Here is a 17,200-nt window from a genome sequence, read left to right on the forward strand (position 1 = left end):
GTTGTCCTCGCCGATGTTGACGTTGGAGTCCTCGATATCGCCGGTGTTGACGTTTTCGTTGTCATCGCCGACGACGTTGCCGTCGCCCTCGACGTTGGTGGCATCGATATCGCCGGCGGTGCCGGTGTTGACCACCCCGCCGTCGGCGGCGGTGTTGGTGGTCTTGTCACCGAAGGTGATGTCACCGAACTCCAGCCCGAAGTTGCCGATGCCCTGCTGCTGATCCTCACCGGCATGGTTGACCGTGTTGGTCTCCGGGCTCAAGAACCGGGTGTCGTTGTGGCTGAGCGTGTCGTTGTTGGAAAACGCCTCGGTCTGGCGCTGCGGGGTAAACGCGATCCCATGAGTCTGGGCCACCGCCTGCTGCAAACCCACCACCGGATCACCACCACCATGCACCACCGCCGCAGGCGCCACGGTGGCCGCCACGGCCTGCACCTGGGCGGCCGAGACGTTGCCGAAGCCGGCCTGGTGGAGTTCGCGGTCGGGGTCCGCCACGAACGCGGCAGCGGAGACGGGGTCGCGGAACAGTTTCAGAATCCAGTCGATTACGTTCATCTCCGTTGTCCTTTCGGATGCCTGGTCGCCGACCTCCGGCGAACTGATGCGAACGTTATGGATCCGCAGAGGCCCCGAAAACGGGTCGAAGCCCCCTACCCGCAACAAACGGATACAGGGTGGGCGCGTGCCCCTGTTAGGGGGTTAGGGGGCGGCTTGCGGTCGCCGAACGGCGACGAGCGTCCGCAGAGCGTCGTAACCGAGCGGCGCGTCGTGCACAGACACGGGCGCTCGCGCAGAAGCGAAACGCTAGCGGGAGGCCTTCTTGCGCTCGATGTCGGCGAGGGCCGCGGCAAGTTCCGCGCGCTGCGCCGCCGATGTCTCCCATGCGAGTTGACGGTTCTTGACCACTTTCGCGGGCGCGCCGACCGCGATCGAGAAGTCGGGCACGTCGCCGCGCACGACCGCATGCGATCCGAGCACGCAACCACGCCCGATCGTGGTGTTGCGCAACACCGTGACCTTGACGCCGACCCAGGTGTCGGGCCCGATTCGCACCGGCCCCTTGACGATTCCCTGATCCTTGATCGGCACGTTGATGTCGTCCATGCGGTGGTCGAAATCGCAGATGTAGCACCAATCGGCCATCAGCACCGAATCACCCAACTCGATGTCGAGGTACGTGTTGATGACGTTGTCGCGGCCGAGCACCACCTTGTCGCCGAACCGCAGCGAACCTTCGTGGCAGCGGATGGTGTTCTTGTCGCCGATGTGCACCCAGCGGCCAATCTCCATCGTCGACAGCTCCGGCGTCGCCTCGATCTCGACGCCCTTGCCGAGAAAGACCATCCCTCGCGTGATGATGTGCGGATTGCGCAGCTTGAACTTCAGCAATCTCCAGTACCGCACCAGGTACCACGGGGTGTAGGCACGGTTGGCCAGCACCCATTTCAGCGACGCCAGGGTCAGGAACTTCGCCTGCCTCGGGTCACGCAGTCGCGACCCTCGCCAGCGCTTGTGCAGCGGCGCGCCCCACATGGTCGTCATGGCCGGAAAGCCTACGCGAGGGTTCCCGTCCGGAACGGTTACCCTCACGTGGACCGATGACGAGGAACGGGAAGGATCGAGTGTTCCGGCGATTGACCGTGCTGGCGATGGCAGTACTGACAGCGCTGATCACGGCCACACTGGCGGGCTGCCAGGACACCGTCTCCTGGGTCGACGCCAAGGCCGCTGACGGCTGGGCCGCTCAATACGGCGACGCCGCCAACAGCAGCTACCAACCGGTCGCGGGCGCCGACACGCTGCGCCTGGAATGGGCGCGGTCGGTCAAGGGCGACCTCGCGGCCGCGGTGGCACTCGGCTCCGGCAGCCATCTAGCCGCCAACGCGCAAACCCCTGACGGTTGCTCGCTGATGGTGTGGGAGGCCGACAACAAGGCCCGGCAACGTTGGTGCACCCGCCTCGTACAGGGCGGCGGTGCGTCCAGTCCTCTCTTCGACGGCTTCGACAACCTCTACATCGGACAGCCCGGTGCCATGCTGTCGTTCCCACCGACGCAGTGGATTCGCTGGCGTCAACCGGTCATCGGGATGCCGACCACAGCGCGGATCCTGAGCCCGGGCCACCTGCTGGTCGTGACGCATCTGGGCCAGGTGCTGGTTTTCGACGCCCACCGCGGCACGGTCGAAGGCAGCCCGCTCGACCTGGTCGCCGGGGTCGACCCGAAGGATGCCGAGCGCGGGCTCGCCGACTGTCGGCCGGCTCGCCCCCGCTGCCCGGTGGCCGCCGCACCGGCGTTCGCCTCCGCCAGCGGTACCATCGTCCTCTCACTGTGGGAGCCGGGTGCCGACGCGCCCATCCTCGTGGGCCTGCGCTACCGGCCCGGGCAGTCGCCGTTTTTGACCCGCGAGTGGACCAGCGACGCCGTCGGCGGCGGACCCCTTGCCAGCCCGGTGTTTTCGGCCGACGGATCAACCGTCTACGTCAATGGACGCGACGACCGACTGTGGGCGCTCCACACCGCCGATGGCAAGGCCAAGTGGTCGGTGCCGCTCGACTACCTCGCCCAGACCCCACCCTCCGTGTCGCCGGACGGACTGATCGTCGCGGGCGGCGGGCCCGGGGCGAAGCTGACCGGCATCAAAGACGAGGGCGATCGCGGCGAGGTGCAGTGGACCCGCGACGACCTCACACCGCTGTCGACGTCGAGTCGATCCGGTGCCGACGTCGCCTACACCGTCGTCCGCGACGGCGACGGGGAGGACGCCGGGCAGGCGCTGCTGGTCTTCGATCCCGCCGACGGACGCACCCTCAACAGCTATCCGCTGCCCAGGGCGACAGGGTGGCCGGTCGGCGTCTCCATCGGAAAAGACCGCCGCGTGGTCACCGCTACCAGCGACGGCATGGTGTACGGCTTCGCACCGGCGTAGTGCAGTTCGGCGCGGACCTGACCCTTATAGCGCGAGCATCGGCGCCACCGCGGCGCGCGGCACCGTCGCCTGAACGGGACCCGCCGATTCGGGGAACAGCCCGCCCTGGCTGAAGAAGAAGATCAGCGAATCGTCGGTCAGCGCAAAGTTCTGGTAGTTCGCGGGATCGGTACCTTCGCCCTGTGGAACCGGGGCGCTCATGCCCTGCTTCTGCAGGTACCGATCGATCTCTGGGTAGATCACGTCCATCGGTTCAGAGCCCGGTTTGAACAAGGTGTCGAAGGTGATCGGCGCATTCGTAGCCAGGTTCCAGTTGAACGACTGGTAGAAGGTCTGCGGACGCACCCCGCCGACGTTCTGCCAGACGGTGAAGACCACGCTGCGGGTGCCGCTGGTCGGCGGTCCGGATTGGTAGCCGGTGCCTTCGGCGTCGAGTTCATAAGGCAGTCTGCCCGCGTCCGGATTCTCGGCGACGTTGACGAACCCGTCGCGCGCCTGCGTGAGGTATGCCACCAGCGGCGCTTGGTCGGGATAGTCGTTGGGGAAACTCAATTCGAAGGTGTAGTTCGGCGTTTCGACGTGCACCCGGCAGATCTGATCCGGCCCCACTGTGCCCTGCAGGTCGGCGCAGCCCGGTTGGGCGGCGGCCGCGGGGCTGGCGATGGCGCCCGCGACGGCGGCCACCGCGAACAGAACGGTCCACCTGGGATTGCGCATCGTCGACGTCCTCGCAGTCGGCGCCGGCCTGGATACCGGCGCGTCCCGCAAGGATACGTGGACGGTCAGCGCGACGGACGACAAATGAATGCCGTTGCCCGGCTTGCGGCTCCGGCCCCGATGCGGGTGATCACGACCGAGGCTTGCTGTGAGCCGCGCAAGCGAAGCCGCGGCCGCAGCGCGTCGGGGTCGACGTCGACCCCGCGCACGAGGATCTCGACCGCGCCGACGTCACGCGCCGCGAGCGCATTCCGCAGACGCCGTTCGCTGAAAGCCACTTCGTCGAGAACCTCGAAACCGCGTACACCCGGCGGAAGCCGGTCGCCCGACAGGTAGGCGATGGCGGCGTCGAGCTGCCACAGCCCGTGCCGTGCGGCGTAGTGGCGGACCAGCCCCGCACGCACAACGGCGCCGTCCGGGTCGACGATCCACCGCCCGGCGGGCGCGACTGCGCAGTCGTCGGGTTCGGCGTCGGTGATCTGTTCGCCGGTGTCCAGCAACGAGGCTCGGCGCCGGATCTCACCCTCGGTGAGGCCGGCCGACCACAAACACGCTTCACGCACGCTGCCCGCCAGAGAGGTGATCTCGATTTCACCGTCGAAGCCCAACCCTCTCACGGCGTCGAAATCGATTCCGGGAGCGCACTTCACGACGATGTCGCGTTGACGATACACGTCGAGCAGCTCGTCAAGCGGGGGCGCGTAGTCACGCGGGTCGAACCGGCGCCGCCCGGCGCTGCGTCGGGCCGGGTCGAGCACGACGACCGTGTCATGCGTGATGGGCCGCAGCGCGTCGGCGCGGCAGAGGTCCACACCCTCGACGTTGTTGCGCGCCATCGCGATCCGGACCGGATCGATGTCGCTTCCGATCACGAGTTCCGCCGCTTCGCGGAGCGTGGCCAACTCCGTGCCGATCGAACAAGTCGCGTCGTGCACTCGGGCCCCGCTGAGCCGACGGGCGCGGTGCCGGGCGACCGGTTCGGCGGTGGCCTGCTGGAGGGCTTCGTCGGTGAACAGCCAGCCGTCCGGATTCGAGAGCTTGGTCGCCGCCTTACGACGCAGCTGCGTCGTCTCGACCAGCACCGCGGCGCGATCACCGAAACGCGCACGCGCCGAGGCGATATCGGCGACCAGCGTCTTCGCCGTCAACGGCAACGTGGCGGTTTCCCGCAGAGCGTCGACGCCGGCCGCGCTACGCAGGTAGTCGACGTCCTCGACGCCGAACGCCACCGTCACGACGCGGCCGGCTTGACCCCTGTGATCATGACGTTGTAGTACCAGGACTTCGGCACCACGCGGCTCCAGAGGTTGGCGTCGATCCAACTCAACGTGATCCAGCTGTGGAATGCGAATTTCGCGTAGCCCCAACCCAATCGGCCCGGCGGGACGGCGGCCTCGAAGGTGCGCAGCGGCCAGCCCAGCATCGCGGCGGTGAATTCGGTGGTGGCGGTGGAGACCTCGACGGCGCCTGCGTTGTGCGCCATGCGCTCCAGATCGCCCGGAGAGAAGGTGTGCAGGTCGACGACCGCCTCCAATGCGGCCGCGCGTGACGACTCGTCGAGTTCGGCTTTGGGGCGACGCCAACCCGAGAGTCCCGGGAGCTTCGTCACATTGGTCACCGCCCGCCAGGTCAGGGTCGACAGCGGGCGGGCATAGTTCTCCCCCGCGTTCGTCGGCTCACCGGCGAAGATGAACCGGCCGCCGGGCTTGAGCACCCGCACTACCTCGCGTAGCGACAGCTCGACATCGGGAATGTGATGCAGCACGGCGTGACCGACCACGAGGTCGAAGGTGTCGTCGTCGTACGGGATGCCCTCCGCGTCGGCCACTCGCCCGTCGATCTCGAGACCGAGGTTCTCGCCGTTTCGGGTGGCGACCTTGACCATGCCCGGTGACAGGTCGGTCACCGAGCCGCGCCGGGCCACGCCGGCCTGGATCAGGTTGAGCAGGAAGAACCCGCTGCCGCACCCGAGCTCCAACGCCCGGTCGTAGGGCAGCTTGCGCTGCTCGGAGAACGGAACGGTCGCGTCGAAGAGGTCGCGGGCGTAGTCGACGCAGCGCTTGTCGTAGGAGATCGACCACTTCTCGTCGTAGCTCTCGGCTTCCCAATCGTGGTACAGCACCTGGGCCAGTTTGGAGTCGTGGCGGGCGGCTTCGACCTGTTCGGCGGTGGCGTGCGGATTGGGCACCGGAGCCGCGGAGCCGGCGACATCAGGCTCAGCAGCCGCGGAGCCGGCGACATCAGACCCAGCAGCCGCGGAGCCGGCGACATCAGTTACCGTGTCGGTTTCCTCAAAGCTCATAACAGCGCAGCCTAGAGGTCGAACGTCGCCTTGGCCGCAGCCAGTACCTGGGGTGGGTGCTCGACGAACCGTTGCGCCCAGGCCAGCGCGGCGTCGTAGACCCCGTCGGGCGCCACCATCTGGTCGACGAGGCCCAGCGCGTGCGCTTCTTTGGCGTCGATGAACCGGCCGCTGAAGACCAGCTCCTTGGCCTTGCTCAGGCCGACGGTGCGGGCCAGTCGGGCGGTGCCGCCCGCGGGCACGAGCCCGGCGAGGATCTCCGTCACACCGAACTTGACGTTGTCACCGCAGACCCGCCAGTCGGCCGCCAGCGCCAGCGTCAGCCCGCCCCCCAGCGCGTAGCCGGTGATCGCCGCGACGGTGGGTTTGGGGATGACTGCCATGGCGTCGACGGCCTCGCGGCAAACCTGCGTGGCGGTGTCGGCCTCCTCGGCGTTGAGGGTGCGCAGTTCGGGGACGTCGTCGCCGGCCGAAAAGATCTCGTGGCCGCCGTACACGATCACCGAATGGACGTCGTCGCGATCGCCGATGCTTCGCGCGGCGGAGGCCAGTTCGCGGTAGACCTGGCGGGTGAGGGCATTGGTCGGTGGCCGCGACAGCAGCAGCGTGGCGATACCCGGATGCTCATCGCTGGTGTGAACCGAGACGAACTCGCTCATGCCTGGCGCGCGTCGGACCCGTAGCCCTCGGGGCTGCGGCGGTTGCGGGCGGCGTTGTACCGGTCGCTGTCGAAGAACTCGATCTCCCAGTTGCCGGTGTCCTTGTTCGCGGCCAGATGCGGTGTGACGGAGACGATCTGAGGTTCCACCGCAAGCACTTCGGCAACGGTGCGGCCGGCGAGCGAGTCCAGCTGAGTCCATGTCGGAGGCAGCAGGAACGTCCGGCCGGCCGCGAAATCATCGAGCGCTTGCTCCGGGGTGATCCAGTCGGCCGTGTCGGTCTCGGTGTTCTCGCCGTCGGCGCGTTGACCTTCCGGCAGGGCACCAACGAAGAAGTAGGTGTCGTAGCGACGGGTGCGTTCTTCCTTCGGCGTCACCCAATTGGCCCACGGCCGAAGCAGATCGGCGCGCAGCACCAACTTCTCGCGGTGAAGGAAGTCGGCGAACGACAGCGATCGGTTGACCAGCGCGGCGCGCGCCTCGTGGTAGACCGAGGCGTCGTCGACCAGGACATCCGGGTCGTCCGCGGCGCCGGCGAACAGTACCCCGGACTCTTCGAAGGTCTCGCGTGCCGCTGCGCACACCAGTGCCTGCGCCAGGTTCGGCTCCACGTTCAGACGCTTTGCCCACCAGTCGGGTTCGGGACCGAACCAGTCGATGTCGGCGTCGCGATCGCGATCGTCGACACCGCCGCCGGGGAACACCATGACGCCGGCGACGAAATCCATCGCCGAGTGCCGCCGCATCAGGAAAACCTCAACTCCCCGCGCATGCCCCTCCCGCTTGTCGCGGATCAGCATCACGGTCGACGCGGGCCGCGGCGTCAGCGGCTGTTCGGCTGGTTGTTCGGCTGGTTGTTCGGTCATGCTCGTCTCCTATGCGCGGCCCGACTCCTGGCACGGCGCGCGAAATACCGCCCGTCCACGACCTCGAGCGTGATCGCCTGGCCGAAGGCTTTGGAGAGGTTCTCGGCGGTCAGCACATCGGGCAACAGCCCGGAGTCGATCACCTTGCCCTCGGACAGGATCAGTCCGTGTGAGAAGCCGCGCGGGATCTCCTCGACGTGGTGGGTCACCAACACCATCGCCGGGGCGTCCGGGTCGGCGGCCAGATCCTCGAGCCGGGCCAGAAGTTCCTCGCGTCCGCCGAGGTCCAGTCCCGCGGCGGGCTCATCGAGTAGCAGCAGTTCCGGGTCGGTCATCATCGACCGCGCGATCAGCACGCGCTTGCGTTCGCCTTCGGACAGCGTGCCGTATGTGCGCAACGCCAGGTGTTCGGCGCCGACGCTCTCGAGCATGTCGACCGCCTGCTCGTAGTCGACGTCGTCGTAGGCCTCGCGCCAGCGGCCCAGCACCGCGTAGCCGGCCGAGACCACCAGATCGCGCACCACCTCACCGTCGGGCACCCGCTGCGATAACGCCGAACTGCTCAGGCCGACCCGCGAGCGCAGTTCGGACATATCGGTTCGGCCGAGTCGTTCACCGAGCACGTACGCCGTCCCCGTCGACGGGTGCTCCAGGGCGGCGGCGATGCGCAGCAGCGAGGTCTTGCCCGCGCCGTTGGGTCCGATGACCACCCAGCGCTCGTCGAGTTCGACCGCCCACGTGACGGGTCCGATCAGGGTCTGTCCCCCGCGCCGCAACGACACCTTGGCGAAGTCGATCAGCACATCGGGGTCGGCTGCATCTCCTTCGGCGGTGGGCACTCGCCCATCGTAGACAGGCCACTTGTGCGTGATTCCGTTCGGCCAGCGATCGATTTCACGCCCAAATCGACCGCGCGCCTGCGGCGAGGCTCGGCGGTCAGCCCGACGATGAGAACGAGGCTGCGGACGACGCCCCTACGCATGGTGGGGGAAGCGCACCTTGATGAGTTCGAGTTCTCGGGCCATGCGTTCGGCGTCGCGGTCTTCGTAGTCGGCGCGCGCGACCGGCGGCTGCCACACCAGGGTCGAGGCGAGGCGGCGGCTCAGGCGAGGTATCCAGTTCAAGCTCATGGGCTCCATGGTTGCGGCGAACTGGCTTGCTATTCAATAGCCAGTTAGACCATACTGGCCTGCAATGAGTCTCGAAGTGCCTGCACGCACGCTCAATGTGGAACTTCTGGCCCGCGAGTTGGGAAACTGGCGGACGTCCAGTCGAAGTGGGCCGGCTTACCAGGGCCTGGCCGATGCCCTTCGTCTGCTGATCATCGACGGACGTGTCCCCGTCGGGGCGCGAGTGCCCAGCGAACGCGCACTCGCCGACACGTTGCGGGTGTCCCGCACGACGGTCACTGCCGCCTACACCCAGCTACAGGAGGACGGCTACCTCGTCGCGCGCCGCGGTGCCCGCAGCACCACGGCGCTGCCCGTCGTGCCCGCCGCGCGCATCGAGCCCGCTGCACCGTCTGTCAGCTTGGCCGCGGCGGCGTTGTCGGCGCCCGCCGCCGCGGTGATGGAGGCTTTCACAGAGGCGACCCGCGACGTCACGCCGTATCTGCACGCTCCCGGACACGAACTCGTCGGTGTACCGGCGCTGAGACAGGCGATCGCCGAAAGATACTGCGAACGTGGGCTTCCCACCGAGCCTGACGAGATCATGGTGACCACCGGGGCGTTGCACGCCATCGGACTGATCCTGACCACATATGTCCAGCCCGGTGACCGCGTACTCGTCGAACAACCGACGTATCACGGTGCGCTGTCCTCCATTACGACCGCAGGCGCTCGCCCCGTTCCGGTCGCGCTGACCGAAAGCGGCTGGGACTTCGACGCACTCCGGAACGCGCTGCACCAGATGTCACCGACGCTGGCGTATCTGATCCCCGACAACCAGAACCCGACCGGTATGACGATGCCCGCTGCGGACCGGAATCAGCTGGCACGCATCATCACCGAGACCCGCACCCGCACCGTCATCGACGAGACGATCCTCGACATGTGGCTGGACGAGCCTCCACCCGGCCCGGTGGCGGGCGAAATGACGTCGCGACGCGATCTGGTCCTGACGGTCGGCTCGATGTCGAAGTCCTTCTGGGGCGGGCTGCGGGTCGGCTGGATCCGCGCAGAACGCGCCACCATCGCCACCATCGCCGCGCTGCGGCCGTCGATCGACATGGGCACTGCGATACTCGAACAGTGCGCCGCCGCAAGACTTCTCGCCCGACGTGACGAACTACTGCCCGAGCGGCGCGAGATCTTGCGCAGCCGTCGCGCATATTTGCAGTCGCTGCTGAGTCAGCACCTGCCCGACTGGGATCCGGGACCGGGCGCGGGCGGCATGTCGTTGTGGGTGCGGTTGCCGGCCCCGATGAGTACCGCGCTGTCGGCGGCGGCCTCCCGGCTGGGCCTCGATCTGCCCGCGGGCCCGCGGTTCGGGGTGGATGGCACCCTCGAGCGGTTCGTCCGCGTCCCGTACGCGCTGCCCGAGGAACAGTTGAGCGAGGCGGTGGAACTGCTGGCGCGAGCGTGGCGCAGCGTCACCGGACTGTCGGCACCTGAGCCGACGACCGTCGTGGTCTAGCGCGGCCTCCCCTTCCCCGCGAGCGACCGCGTCTGCCCCTCGACACGCCGCGGGCGCACGTACAAATGCGGTCGCTCGCGCCACACGGAGGGCCGCACTCAGTCGGGGATTTCGACCCGTCGCACCACACCGTCGACGGCATCGGCGGCCTCGATCTCACCGCGCGTGACGCCCAGAATGAACAGCACGGTGTCCAGGTACGGCTGGCTCAGCGACGCGTCGGCGACCTCCCGGAGCGCCGGCTTGGCGTTGAACGCCACACCCAGACCCGCGGCGGCGAGCATGTCGATGTCGTTGGCGCCGTCGCCCACGGCCACCGTCTGCTCCATCGGCACACCGGCCTGCTGCGCGAAATCCCTGAGCGCCTTGGCCTTTCCGGCTCGGTCGATGACGGGGCCGATCACCCGGCCGGTCAGTTTGCCGTCGACGATTTCCAGTTCGTTCGCGGCGACGAAATCCATCATCAGCTCGTGTGCGAGCGGTTCGATGACCTGACGGAAGCCGCCCGACACGATGCCGCAGTGGTATCCCAGCCGCCGAAGCGTGCGCAACGTGGTACGCGCACCGGGCGTCAACTCGATCTGATCGGCGACGTCGTCGAGTACGGACGCGGGCAGACCCGCGAGTGTCGCCACGCGCCGGTGCAGGGATTCGGCGAAGTCCAGTTCGCCGCGCATGGCCGCCTCGGTGACCTCCGCGACCGCGGCCTCGGCGCCCACCTTGGCCGCCAGCATTTCGATCACCTCGCCCTGGATCAGCGTCGAGTCGACGTCGAACACGATGAGCCGCTTGGCCCGTCGCGTCAGGCTGTAGTCCTCGAGCGCGACGTCGATCTCCTGGGCGACCGCCACGCGTGCCAGCGCCTGCTGCAGTTCCTCGTAGACCGCGCGAGACGGCACCGAGACGTGCAGCTCCAATCCCGTCACCGGGTAATCCGAGATGCCACCGATCGTGTCGATGTTGACCTCGAGCCGCGCGAGTTCGCGGGCCACCACACCGAACTCTTCGGCGGTGATCGGCCGGCCGAGGACGACGATCGTGTGCGTCGACGGTTCCCGCATGACGGGCTCGCCGTCGCTGCGTTCGATCGTGACCTCCAGGCCCACGTCGCGGATCGCCGCCGTCACGGCGTCCCGAAGCTCGGCGCTGCCCGCGGCCTCCGCCGATCCCGCGACGAGCACACCCAGCGTCAATCGGCCGCGGATCACGACCTGTTCGACGTTGAGCAGCTCGACCTGGTGACGCGACAGCACCTCGAACAACGCCGAGGTGACGCCTGGTTGGTCGCGGCCGGTGACCGTGATCAGCAGCGACGCGCGTTCGCGTGATTTGCCGGTCATGCCGCGATCGTCAGGTACGGACGTTCGCGTCGTCCAGCCGTGTCACATCGCCGTCCGCGGGCCCGTGGGCGCGTCCGACGTGTGCCTCCGCGCGCATCCGCTCCACCATGTGCGGGTAGTGCAACTCGAAAGCCGGTCGCTCCGAACGGATTCGGGGCAGCTCGGTGAAGTTGTGCCGCGGCGGCGGGCACGAGGTCGCCCACTCCAGCGAGTTGCCGTACCCCCACGGATCGTCGACGGTCACCGGCTCGCCGTAGCGCCAACTCTTGAAGATGTTCCACACGAACGGCAGCGTCGAGATGCCCAGGATGAAGGCGCCGATGGTCGACACGACGTTGAGCGTGGTGAATCCGTCGGTCGGCAGGTAGTCCGCGTAGCGGCGCGGCATACCCTCGTCGCCCACCCAGTGCTGCACCAGGAAGGTGACGTGGAAGCCGATGAACGTGAGCCAGAAGTGCAGCTTGCCCAACCGTTCGTCGAGCAACCGGCCCGTCATCTTCGGGAACCAGAAGTAGATCCCGGCATAGGTCGCGAACACGATCGTGCCGAACAGCACGTAGTGGAAATGCGCGATGACGAAGTAGCTGTCGGTGACGTGGAAGTCCAGGGGCGGGCTGGCCAGCAGCACGCCGGACAGGCCGCCCAGCAGGAACGTGAGCAGGAAGCCGATCGAGAACAGCATCGGTGTCTCGAAGGTCAACTGGCCCTTCCACATCGTGCCGATCCAGTTGAAGAACTTGATGCCCGTCGGCACGGCGATCAGGAACGTCATGAACGAGAAGAACGGCAGCAGCACCGCGCCGGTGGCGTACATGTGGTGCGCCCACACCGCGATCGAGAGCGCGGCGATGGCGATGGTCGCGTAGATCAGCGTGGTGTAGCCGAAGATCGGCTTACGGCTGAACACCGGGAAGATCTCGGACACGATGCCGAAGAACGGCAACGCGATGATGTACACCTCGGGATGGCCGAAGTACCAGAACAGGTGCTGATACAACAGCACCCCGCCGTTGGCCGGATCGTAGATGTGCGCGCCCAGATGCCGGTCGGCCGCCAGACCGAACAGCGCGGCGGTCAGCAGCGGGAAGGCTAGCAGCACCAGGATCGAGGTCACCAGGATGTTCCAGGTGAAGATCGGCATCCGGAACATCGTCATACCGGGTGCGCGCATGCACACCACGGTGGTGATCATGTTCACCCCGCCGAGGATGGTGCCCAGACCCGAGATGGCCAGACCCAGGATCCACAGGTCACCGCCGGCGCCCGGTGAGTGGATCGCGTTGCTCAGCGGCGCGTACGCCGTCCAGCCGAAGTCGGCCGCACCGCCGGGGGTGATGAAGCCGGAGATCGCGATCAGGGCGCCGAACACGAACAGCCAGAACGACAGGGCGTTCAGGCGGGGGAACGCGACGTCGGGGGCGCCGATCTGCAGCGGCAGCACCAGGTTGGCGAACCCGAACACGATCGGGGTCGCGTAGAACAGCAGCATCACCGTGCCGTGCATGGTGAACAGCTGGTTGAACTGCTCGTTGGACAGGAACTGCAGCCCGGGCAGCGCCAGCTCGGTCCGCATGAACAGCGCCATCAGCCCGCCGATGAAGAAGAAGATGAAGCAGGCGACGCAGTACATGATGCCGATCATCTTGTGATCGGTGGTGGTGATGAGCTTGTAGATCAGGTTGCCCTTGGGGCCGAGTCGCTCCGGGAACGGACGCCGTACCTCGAGTTCTCCGATAGGGGGCGCTTCGGCTACCAACAGGTCCTCCATACATCCAGGTCGGGACATCCCGGCGGTGGTCTCGATGAATCCTAGCCGCCGCCCGAGCGCGCCTGCTCGGGGGTCCTACAAGGCGTCGTAATTGGCGGGCACTCGGCTTTCGGCCCGGGAGCTGGCCGGATGTTACCGTCGGCGACGTGTTGATCGGCGCACCGCGCACGGGCCTCGTGGCCGCCAGGACGCTGGGCCTGGCTGCGCTCGCCACCGCCGTCGGCGTGACCCTAATGAGCGGCTGCGGCTCCCCCGATGGTGAGGCCTCCGACACCGCCGCCCAGACGATCGTCACCAGTACGACGAGGATCGCCGGCGCGGGGGTGCTGGGCAATCAGCGACGGCCCGACGAATCGTGTCCGGCCGAGCCGGCAGCGGTGGATCCCGGTCCGCCGGAGCGCCTCGTGCGCCACGCCGCGGGTGAGACCCTGGTCCGCGAGGACCCCCAGCGCATAGTCGTGCTCTCGGGCGATCAGCTCGACGCTCTGTGCGCGTTGGGGCTGCAGTCGCGGATCGTGGCCGCCGCGCTGCCCGACGGCTCGGACAGCCAGCCGTCATACCTGGGCCAGGTGATCCACGACGTGCCGGGAGTCGGCACCCGTAGCGAACCGGACCTCGACGGCATCCGCGCCGCGGCGCCCGACCTGATCCTCGGTTCGCACGCGTTGACCCCCGAAGCGTTCGGCCCGCTGTCGGACATCGCACCGACGGTGTTCTCCGGCCCGCCCGGGGCGGCGTGGCAGGACAACCTGCGCACCGTGGGTGCCGCGACCGGTCGACAGGACGCCGCGAACGGGTTGGTCGAGGGATTTCACCGCGCCGCCGACAAGACCGGCGCCGACAACGACGCCACCCACTTCCAGGCGTCGGTCGTGCAGTTCACCGATACCACGATGCGCGTCTACGGTGTCGACACTTTCCCGGGCAGCGTGCTGGCCGACGTCGGGGTCGATCGGCCTGTCACACAACGTTTTACCGACAAGCCGTACATCGAGGTGGGAGTCTCCGACACCGACCTCGCCGACGATCCCGACCTGTCGATCGCCGACGGCGACATCGTCTACGTGTCCTTCGACTCGCCGGCCGCGCGCGACCGCGCGCCAGCGGTGCTCGAGAGCGATGCGTGGAAGAAGCTGGGCGCCACGCGCGACAACCGGGTCTTCGCGGTCAACAACGAGGTGTGGCAGACCGGAGAGAACATCGTGGCCGCGCGTGGCATGCTCGCCGACCTGCAATGGCTCAACGCCCCGATCAATTAGCGTGGTCGGCGTGTTCCACGTCCTGAAATCGACCTACCTGCAACCGCCCGAGGTCATCAACCAGACCCGGCCTGCTCACCTCGAATGGCTCAAGGAGGAGGTCAGCGCCGGCCGGATCGTGCTGGCGGGCCGCCTGGAGGACGAGTCGGGCGCCGTTCTGATCACCGGCGACATGGATGCCGAGCAGGCGCAGGACATCGTCGACCGGGATCCCTACACGTCGGCCGGTGTCGCGCGCTACGACCGGCTGTCATTCAACGGGGCATTCCGGGCGGCCGGTCTCTAGCCGCAGTCTCTGGGAGAAAACTCACAGCTTCGGCCGGAATCATCGGGGCAGGCCACCCCGTTGGTCGTGTGAGGCCGATCGCGGCGTCAGCGACGGCTCTTGTCGATAGTTGATCGGAACGAAAAGAAGAAGGTCGTAATGAGCACCGTTGCCGCATATGCCGCACCGTCGGCGTCCGAACCACTGGTCAAGACGACCATCACCCGCCGCGACGTCGGACCGCACGATGTGGCGTTCGACATTCACTATGCGGGCATCTGCCACTCCGACATCCACACCGTGCGCGACGAGTGGGGCCGCGCGAAGTATCCGGTGGTTCCCGGCCACGAAATCGCCGGCGTCGTCACCGAGGTCGGTTCGGAGGTGACGGGCTTCACGGTCGGCGACCGCGTCGGCGTCGGCTGCTTCGTCGATTCCTGCCGCGAATGTGCGCAGTGCCGCGCGGGCGAGGAACAGTATTGCGTCAAGGGGATGGTCGGCACGTACAACGCGATCGGTCGTGACGGTGAGCCGACGCAGGGCGGCTACAGCGGCGCCATCGTGGTGGACGAGAGCTATGTGCTGCACATTCCCGACAGCCTCCCGCTGGACGCCGCGGCGCCGCTGCTGTGCGCCGGTATCACGTTGTATTCGCCTTTGCGCCACTGGAATGCGGGCCCGGGAACAAGGGTCGCGGTCATCGGGCTCGGCGGGCTGGGCCACATGGGTGTCAAGCTCGCGCACGCGATGGGCGCCCATGTGACAGTGCTGAGCCAGTCGCTGAAGAAGATGGAGGACGGGTTGCGTCTCGGCGCCGACGAGTACTACGCGACCTCCGACCCCGAGACGTTCACCACACTGCGTTCATCGTTCGACCTGATCCTCAACACGGTGTCGGCCAACCTCAACCTTGGGCGCTATCTGGGACTGCTCGCACTCGACGGCACGATGGTCGAACTCGGTATGCCGGAAAAGCCTATGTCGGTGCCCGCCGGCGCGCTGATCTCCGGCCGGCGCCGCCTCGCGGGATCGCTGATCGGCGGTATCGCCGAGACGCAGGAAATGCTCGACTTCTGCGCCGAGCACGCCGTGCGACCCGAGATCGAAGTCATCGCACCCGATTACATCAACGAGGCTTACGAGCGGGTGGTGGCCAGCGACGTGCGGTACCGCTTCGTGATCGATACAAAGTCATTGCGCTCGTAGTCGGTTCGCCGATCACGCCGGGGAGTCCACCGGGTTCTTGCGGCCGACGATCAACGGATCGATCGGCGTGAACGGGAAGTTCGGCAGATCGTCGACATGCGTGTTGAAGGCGGCGGCCAGCACCTGTCGGGAGTAGGCACTCGCCGACGCGCGGTAACCGATGTCGGCGGGAAACGGTTGGTCGAAGAAGATCAGGAAGTGCCAGTCCTGGGTGCCGACGTTCTCGATGTGATGCGGGTAGGCGCGCGGGATGAAGTACATATCGCCGGTGGTGAGGTTCCAAGTATCCAGCGTGCCATCGGGATTCATGATCGTCATGCGTGCGTCGCCGCGCTGGACGTAGCCCATTTCGGCGGTCATCGGATGCCAGTGCGGTTCGCGCATACCGCTTTCGGTCACGCGTAACGAGTACATCGAGATGTCTTTGAGCGCCGGCCACAACTGGTCACGGGCGAACCGCGCGTCGCCGCTGACGTAGTTCAAGCCCGGCGCCTGCGCTTCGATGTCGAATTTATGGGGATCCTCGAAGTACGCCGACGCGGGAATCTCGGGATCACCGATGCGGGCGGCGAATCTTGGCGAAGTCGGCGGCGGGCAAGTCGTAGGTGTTGCCCAACACTGCGTCGGTGAACGCGCCGAAGGTGGCACCCAGGCCGAAGTCCTCGGGACGCTCGTGGCGGAAAGCGATGATGAACTCGGCGGCGTCGTCGCCGATGTTCTCGATGTGGTGCAGCGAGCCGGATGCGGCGTAGAACATCTGACCGGCCGTCACGATGAAGCTGGTGAACTGGTTGTGGTTGTCGAGCATCGACACCAGAGCCGTCCCCGTCACGCAGTAGGTCAGCTCGTTGGCGTTGGCGTGCCAGTGCGGCGTGCGCATCGTCCCGGGATTCAGCAGAACACGCTTGATCGAAAGCCTTTTCAGAATGGGCAGGTTGTCGGCGGTGATGCGGCGCATCGAGCCGAACTCGTTCTCTTCGACGATCTCACCGTCGAGCAGGGAGGCGGTGTGAACGCTGCGGGTCAGTGAGGTGGTCATGACGGCTCCTGTCGATCTGGATGCCCTCACTCTCGTCCCGACCAGCGGTCGTGTCCTCGAAACCGGCCACCATTTCGGCTACCGGATCCGTGGAGACGACCTACCTGCGAGCGCCTAAGCCTCGATCCACCGATGAACTGCCTATTTGATCGGGTGTCGTAACGAGGAAAGTGCCCTCTGAACTGGGATGATTGGTGTTCCTTACGCATCAA

Annotated in this window: 16 protein-coding genes and 1 pseudogene; 5 read left to right on the plus strand and 12 right to left on the minus strand. The window is 67.0% G+C overall.

All coding sequences use genetic code 11. The features are described from left to right. Positions 1-558 (minus strand): IniB N-terminal domain-containing protein (locus RMCN_RS18655; RefSeq protein ID WP_201028874.1); only part of this gene is annotated, 558 nt, incomplete at its 3' end. Between the two features lie 249 nt (positions 559-807). Continuing rightward, complete coding sequence (locus RMCN_RS18660) at positions 808-1,545, minus strand: acyltransferase (RefSeq protein WP_064349682.1); 738 nt, start codon at positions 1,543-1,545, stop codon at positions 808-810. A gap of 80 nt (positions 1,546-1,625) precedes the next feature. On the opposite strand from RMCN_RS18660, the gene RMCN_RS18665 reads away from it, so the two are divergent. Then, positions 1,626-2,930: a BamB-related PQQ repeat family beta-propellar protein gene (locus RMCN_RS18665; RefSeq protein ID WP_067392321.1), complete on the plus strand. Its 1,305-nt coding sequence runs from the start codon at positions 1,626-1,628 to the stop codon at positions 2,928-2,930. A gap of 24 nt (positions 2,931-2,954) precedes the next feature. Here RMCN_RS18665 and RMCN_RS18670 read toward each other — a convergent pair whose 3' ends face one another. The 7 genes from RMCN_RS18670 to RMCN_RS31095 form a co-directional block, all read right to left on the minus strand. Continuing rightward, positions 2,955-3,647, minus strand: coding sequence for an esterase (locus tag RMCN_RS18670; protein WP_067392323.1), 693 nt, complete (start codon positions 3,645-3,647; stop codon positions 2,955-2,957). Between the two features lie 65 nt (positions 3,648-3,712). Then, entirely contained in the window at positions 3,713-4,882 is a 1,170-nt protein-coding gene (locus tag RMCN_RS18675; RefSeq protein ID WP_409366060.1) for a class I SAM-dependent methyltransferase, read from the minus strand. Next, positions 4,879-5,949 carry a class I SAM-dependent methyltransferase gene (locus tag RMCN_RS18680; RefSeq protein WP_234787712.1) on the minus strand — a complete coding sequence of 357 codons (1,071 nt, stop codon included), beginning with the start codon at positions 5,947-5,949 and terminating at the stop codon, positions 4,879-4,881. Before RMCN_RS18680 ends, RMCN_RS18675 begins: the two co-directional genes overlap by 4 nt. Before the next feature lie 11 nt (positions 5,950-5,960). After that, on the minus strand, positions 5,961-6,608 hold the full coding sequence (locus RMCN_RS18685) for an enoyl-CoA hydratase (RefSeq protein WP_064415346.1): 648 nt from the start codon (positions 6,606-6,608) through the stop codon (positions 5,961-5,963). Further along, entirely contained in the window at positions 6,605-7,474 is an 870-nt protein-coding gene (locus RMCN_RS18690; RefSeq protein ID WP_067392326.1) for an NUDIX hydrolase, read from the minus strand. The genes RMCN_RS18685 and RMCN_RS18690 overlap by 4 nt, the downstream gene beginning before the upstream one ends. Then, on the minus strand, positions 7,471-8,313 hold the full coding sequence (locus tag RMCN_RS18695) for an ABC transporter ATP-binding protein (RefSeq protein ID WP_064415344.1): 843 nt from the start codon (positions 8,311-8,313) through the stop codon (positions 7,471-7,473). The genes RMCN_RS18690 and RMCN_RS18695 overlap by 4 nt, the downstream gene beginning before the upstream one ends. A gap of 135 nt (positions 8,314-8,448) precedes the next feature. Then, positions 8,449-8,604: a hypothetical protein gene (locus RMCN_RS31095; protein WP_165604461.1), complete on the minus strand. Its 156-nt coding sequence runs from the start codon at positions 8,602-8,604 to the stop codon at positions 8,449-8,451. A gap of 64 nt (positions 8,605-8,668) precedes the next feature. Between RMCN_RS31095 and yczR the strand changes: the two genes are divergently transcribed. Beyond that, positions 8,669-10,111 (plus strand): MocR-like transcription factor YczR, encoded by a 1,443-nt coding sequence (gene yczR, locus RMCN_RS18700; RefSeq protein ID WP_067392329.1) that lies wholly within the window; start codon positions 8,669-8,671, stop codon positions 10,109-10,111. A gap of 98 nt (positions 10,112-10,209) precedes the next feature. Here yczR and serB read toward each other — a convergent pair whose 3' ends face one another. Continuing rightward, the gene (gene serB / locus RMCN_RS18705) at positions 10,210-11,451 is read right to left on the minus strand and encodes a phosphoserine phosphatase SerB (RefSeq protein WP_067392332.1); all 1,242 of its coding nucleotides are present in this window, start codon (positions 11,449-11,451) and stop codon (positions 10,210-10,212) included. Positions 11,452-11,461: 10 nt separating this feature from the next. Next, positions 11,462-13,207 (minus strand): aa3-type cytochrome oxidase subunit I, encoded by a 1,746-nt coding sequence (ctaD, locus tag RMCN_RS18710; RefSeq protein WP_064415352.1) that lies wholly within the window; start codon positions 13,205-13,207, stop codon positions 11,462-11,464. A 158-nt stretch (positions 13,208-13,365) separates the two neighbouring features. Between ctaD and RMCN_RS18715 the strand changes: the two genes are divergently transcribed. The 3 genes from RMCN_RS18715 to RMCN_RS18725 all read left to right on the plus strand — a co-directional run bounded on the left by RMCN_RS18715 (position 13,366) and on the right by RMCN_RS18725 (position 15,949). Beyond that, positions 13,366-14,478 (plus strand): iron-siderophore ABC transporter substrate-binding protein, encoded by a 1,113-nt coding sequence (locus RMCN_RS18715; RefSeq protein ID WP_067392335.1) that lies wholly within the window; start codon positions 13,366-13,368, stop codon positions 14,476-14,478. Between the two features lie 10 nt (positions 14,479-14,488). Continuing rightward, positions 14,489-14,764, plus strand: coding sequence for a YciI family protein (locus RMCN_RS18720; protein WP_064415351.1), 276 nt, complete (start codon positions 14,489-14,491; stop codon positions 14,762-14,764). A gap of 138 nt (positions 14,765-14,902) precedes the next feature. Continuing rightward, a complete protein-coding gene (locus tag RMCN_RS18725; protein ID WP_067392338.1) occupies positions 14,903-15,949 on the plus strand; it encodes an NAD(P)-dependent alcohol dehydrogenase in 1,047 nt (348 codons plus the stop codon). 12 nt (positions 15,950-15,961) lie between these two features. Here the strand turns inward: RMCN_RS18725 and RMCN_RS18730 are convergent. Next, a pseudogene (locus tag RMCN_RS18730) lies at positions 15,962-16,988 on the minus strand (cupin domain-containing protein). Positions 16,989-17,200 lie beyond the last annotated feature (212 nt).

It is taken from the genome of Mycolicibacterium novocastrense (assembly GCF_001570485.1).
In the GTDB taxonomy this organism is placed as follows: domain Bacteria; phylum Actinomycetota; class Actinomycetes; order Mycobacteriales; family Mycobacteriaceae; genus Mycobacterium; species Mycobacterium novocastrense.

Bases quoted from the DNA above. Each gene is read 5' to 3' on its own strand.
- RMCN_RS18660 (WP_064349682.1), bottom strand. From the start codon at position 1,545: ATGACGACCATGTGGGGCGCGCCGCTGCACAAGCGCTGGCGAGGGTCG.
- RMCN_RS18670 (WP_067392323.1), bottom strand. From the start codon at position 3,647: ATGCGCAATCCCAGGTGGACCGTTCTGTTCGCGGTGGCCGCCGTCGCG.
- RMCN_RS18680 (WP_234787712.1), bottom strand. From the start codon at position 5,949: ATGAGCTTTGAGGAAACCGACACGGTAACTGATGTCGCCGGCTCCGCG.
- RMCN_RS18685 (WP_064415346.1), bottom strand. From the start codon at position 6,608: ATGAGCGAGTTCGTCTCGGTTCACACCAGCGATGAGCATCCGGGTATC.
- RMCN_RS18690 (WP_067392326.1), bottom strand. From the start codon at position 7,474: ATGACCGAACAACCAGCCGAACAACCAGCCGAACAGCCGCTGACGCCG.
- RMCN_RS31095 (WP_165604461.1), bottom strand. From the start codon at position 8,604: ATGAGCTTGAACTGGATACCTCGCCTGAGCCGCCGCCTCGCCTCGACC.
- yczR (WP_067392329.1), top strand. From the start codon at position 8,669: ATGAGTCTCGAAGTGCCTGCACGCACGCTCAATGTGGAACTTCTGGCC.
- serB (WP_067392332.1), bottom strand. From the start codon at position 11,451: ATGACCGGCAAATCACGCGAACGCGCGTCGCTGCTGATCACGGTCACC.
- RMCN_RS18725 (WP_067392338.1), top strand. From the start codon at position 14,903: ATGAGCACCGTTGCCGCATATGCCGCACCGTCGGCGTCCGAACCACTG.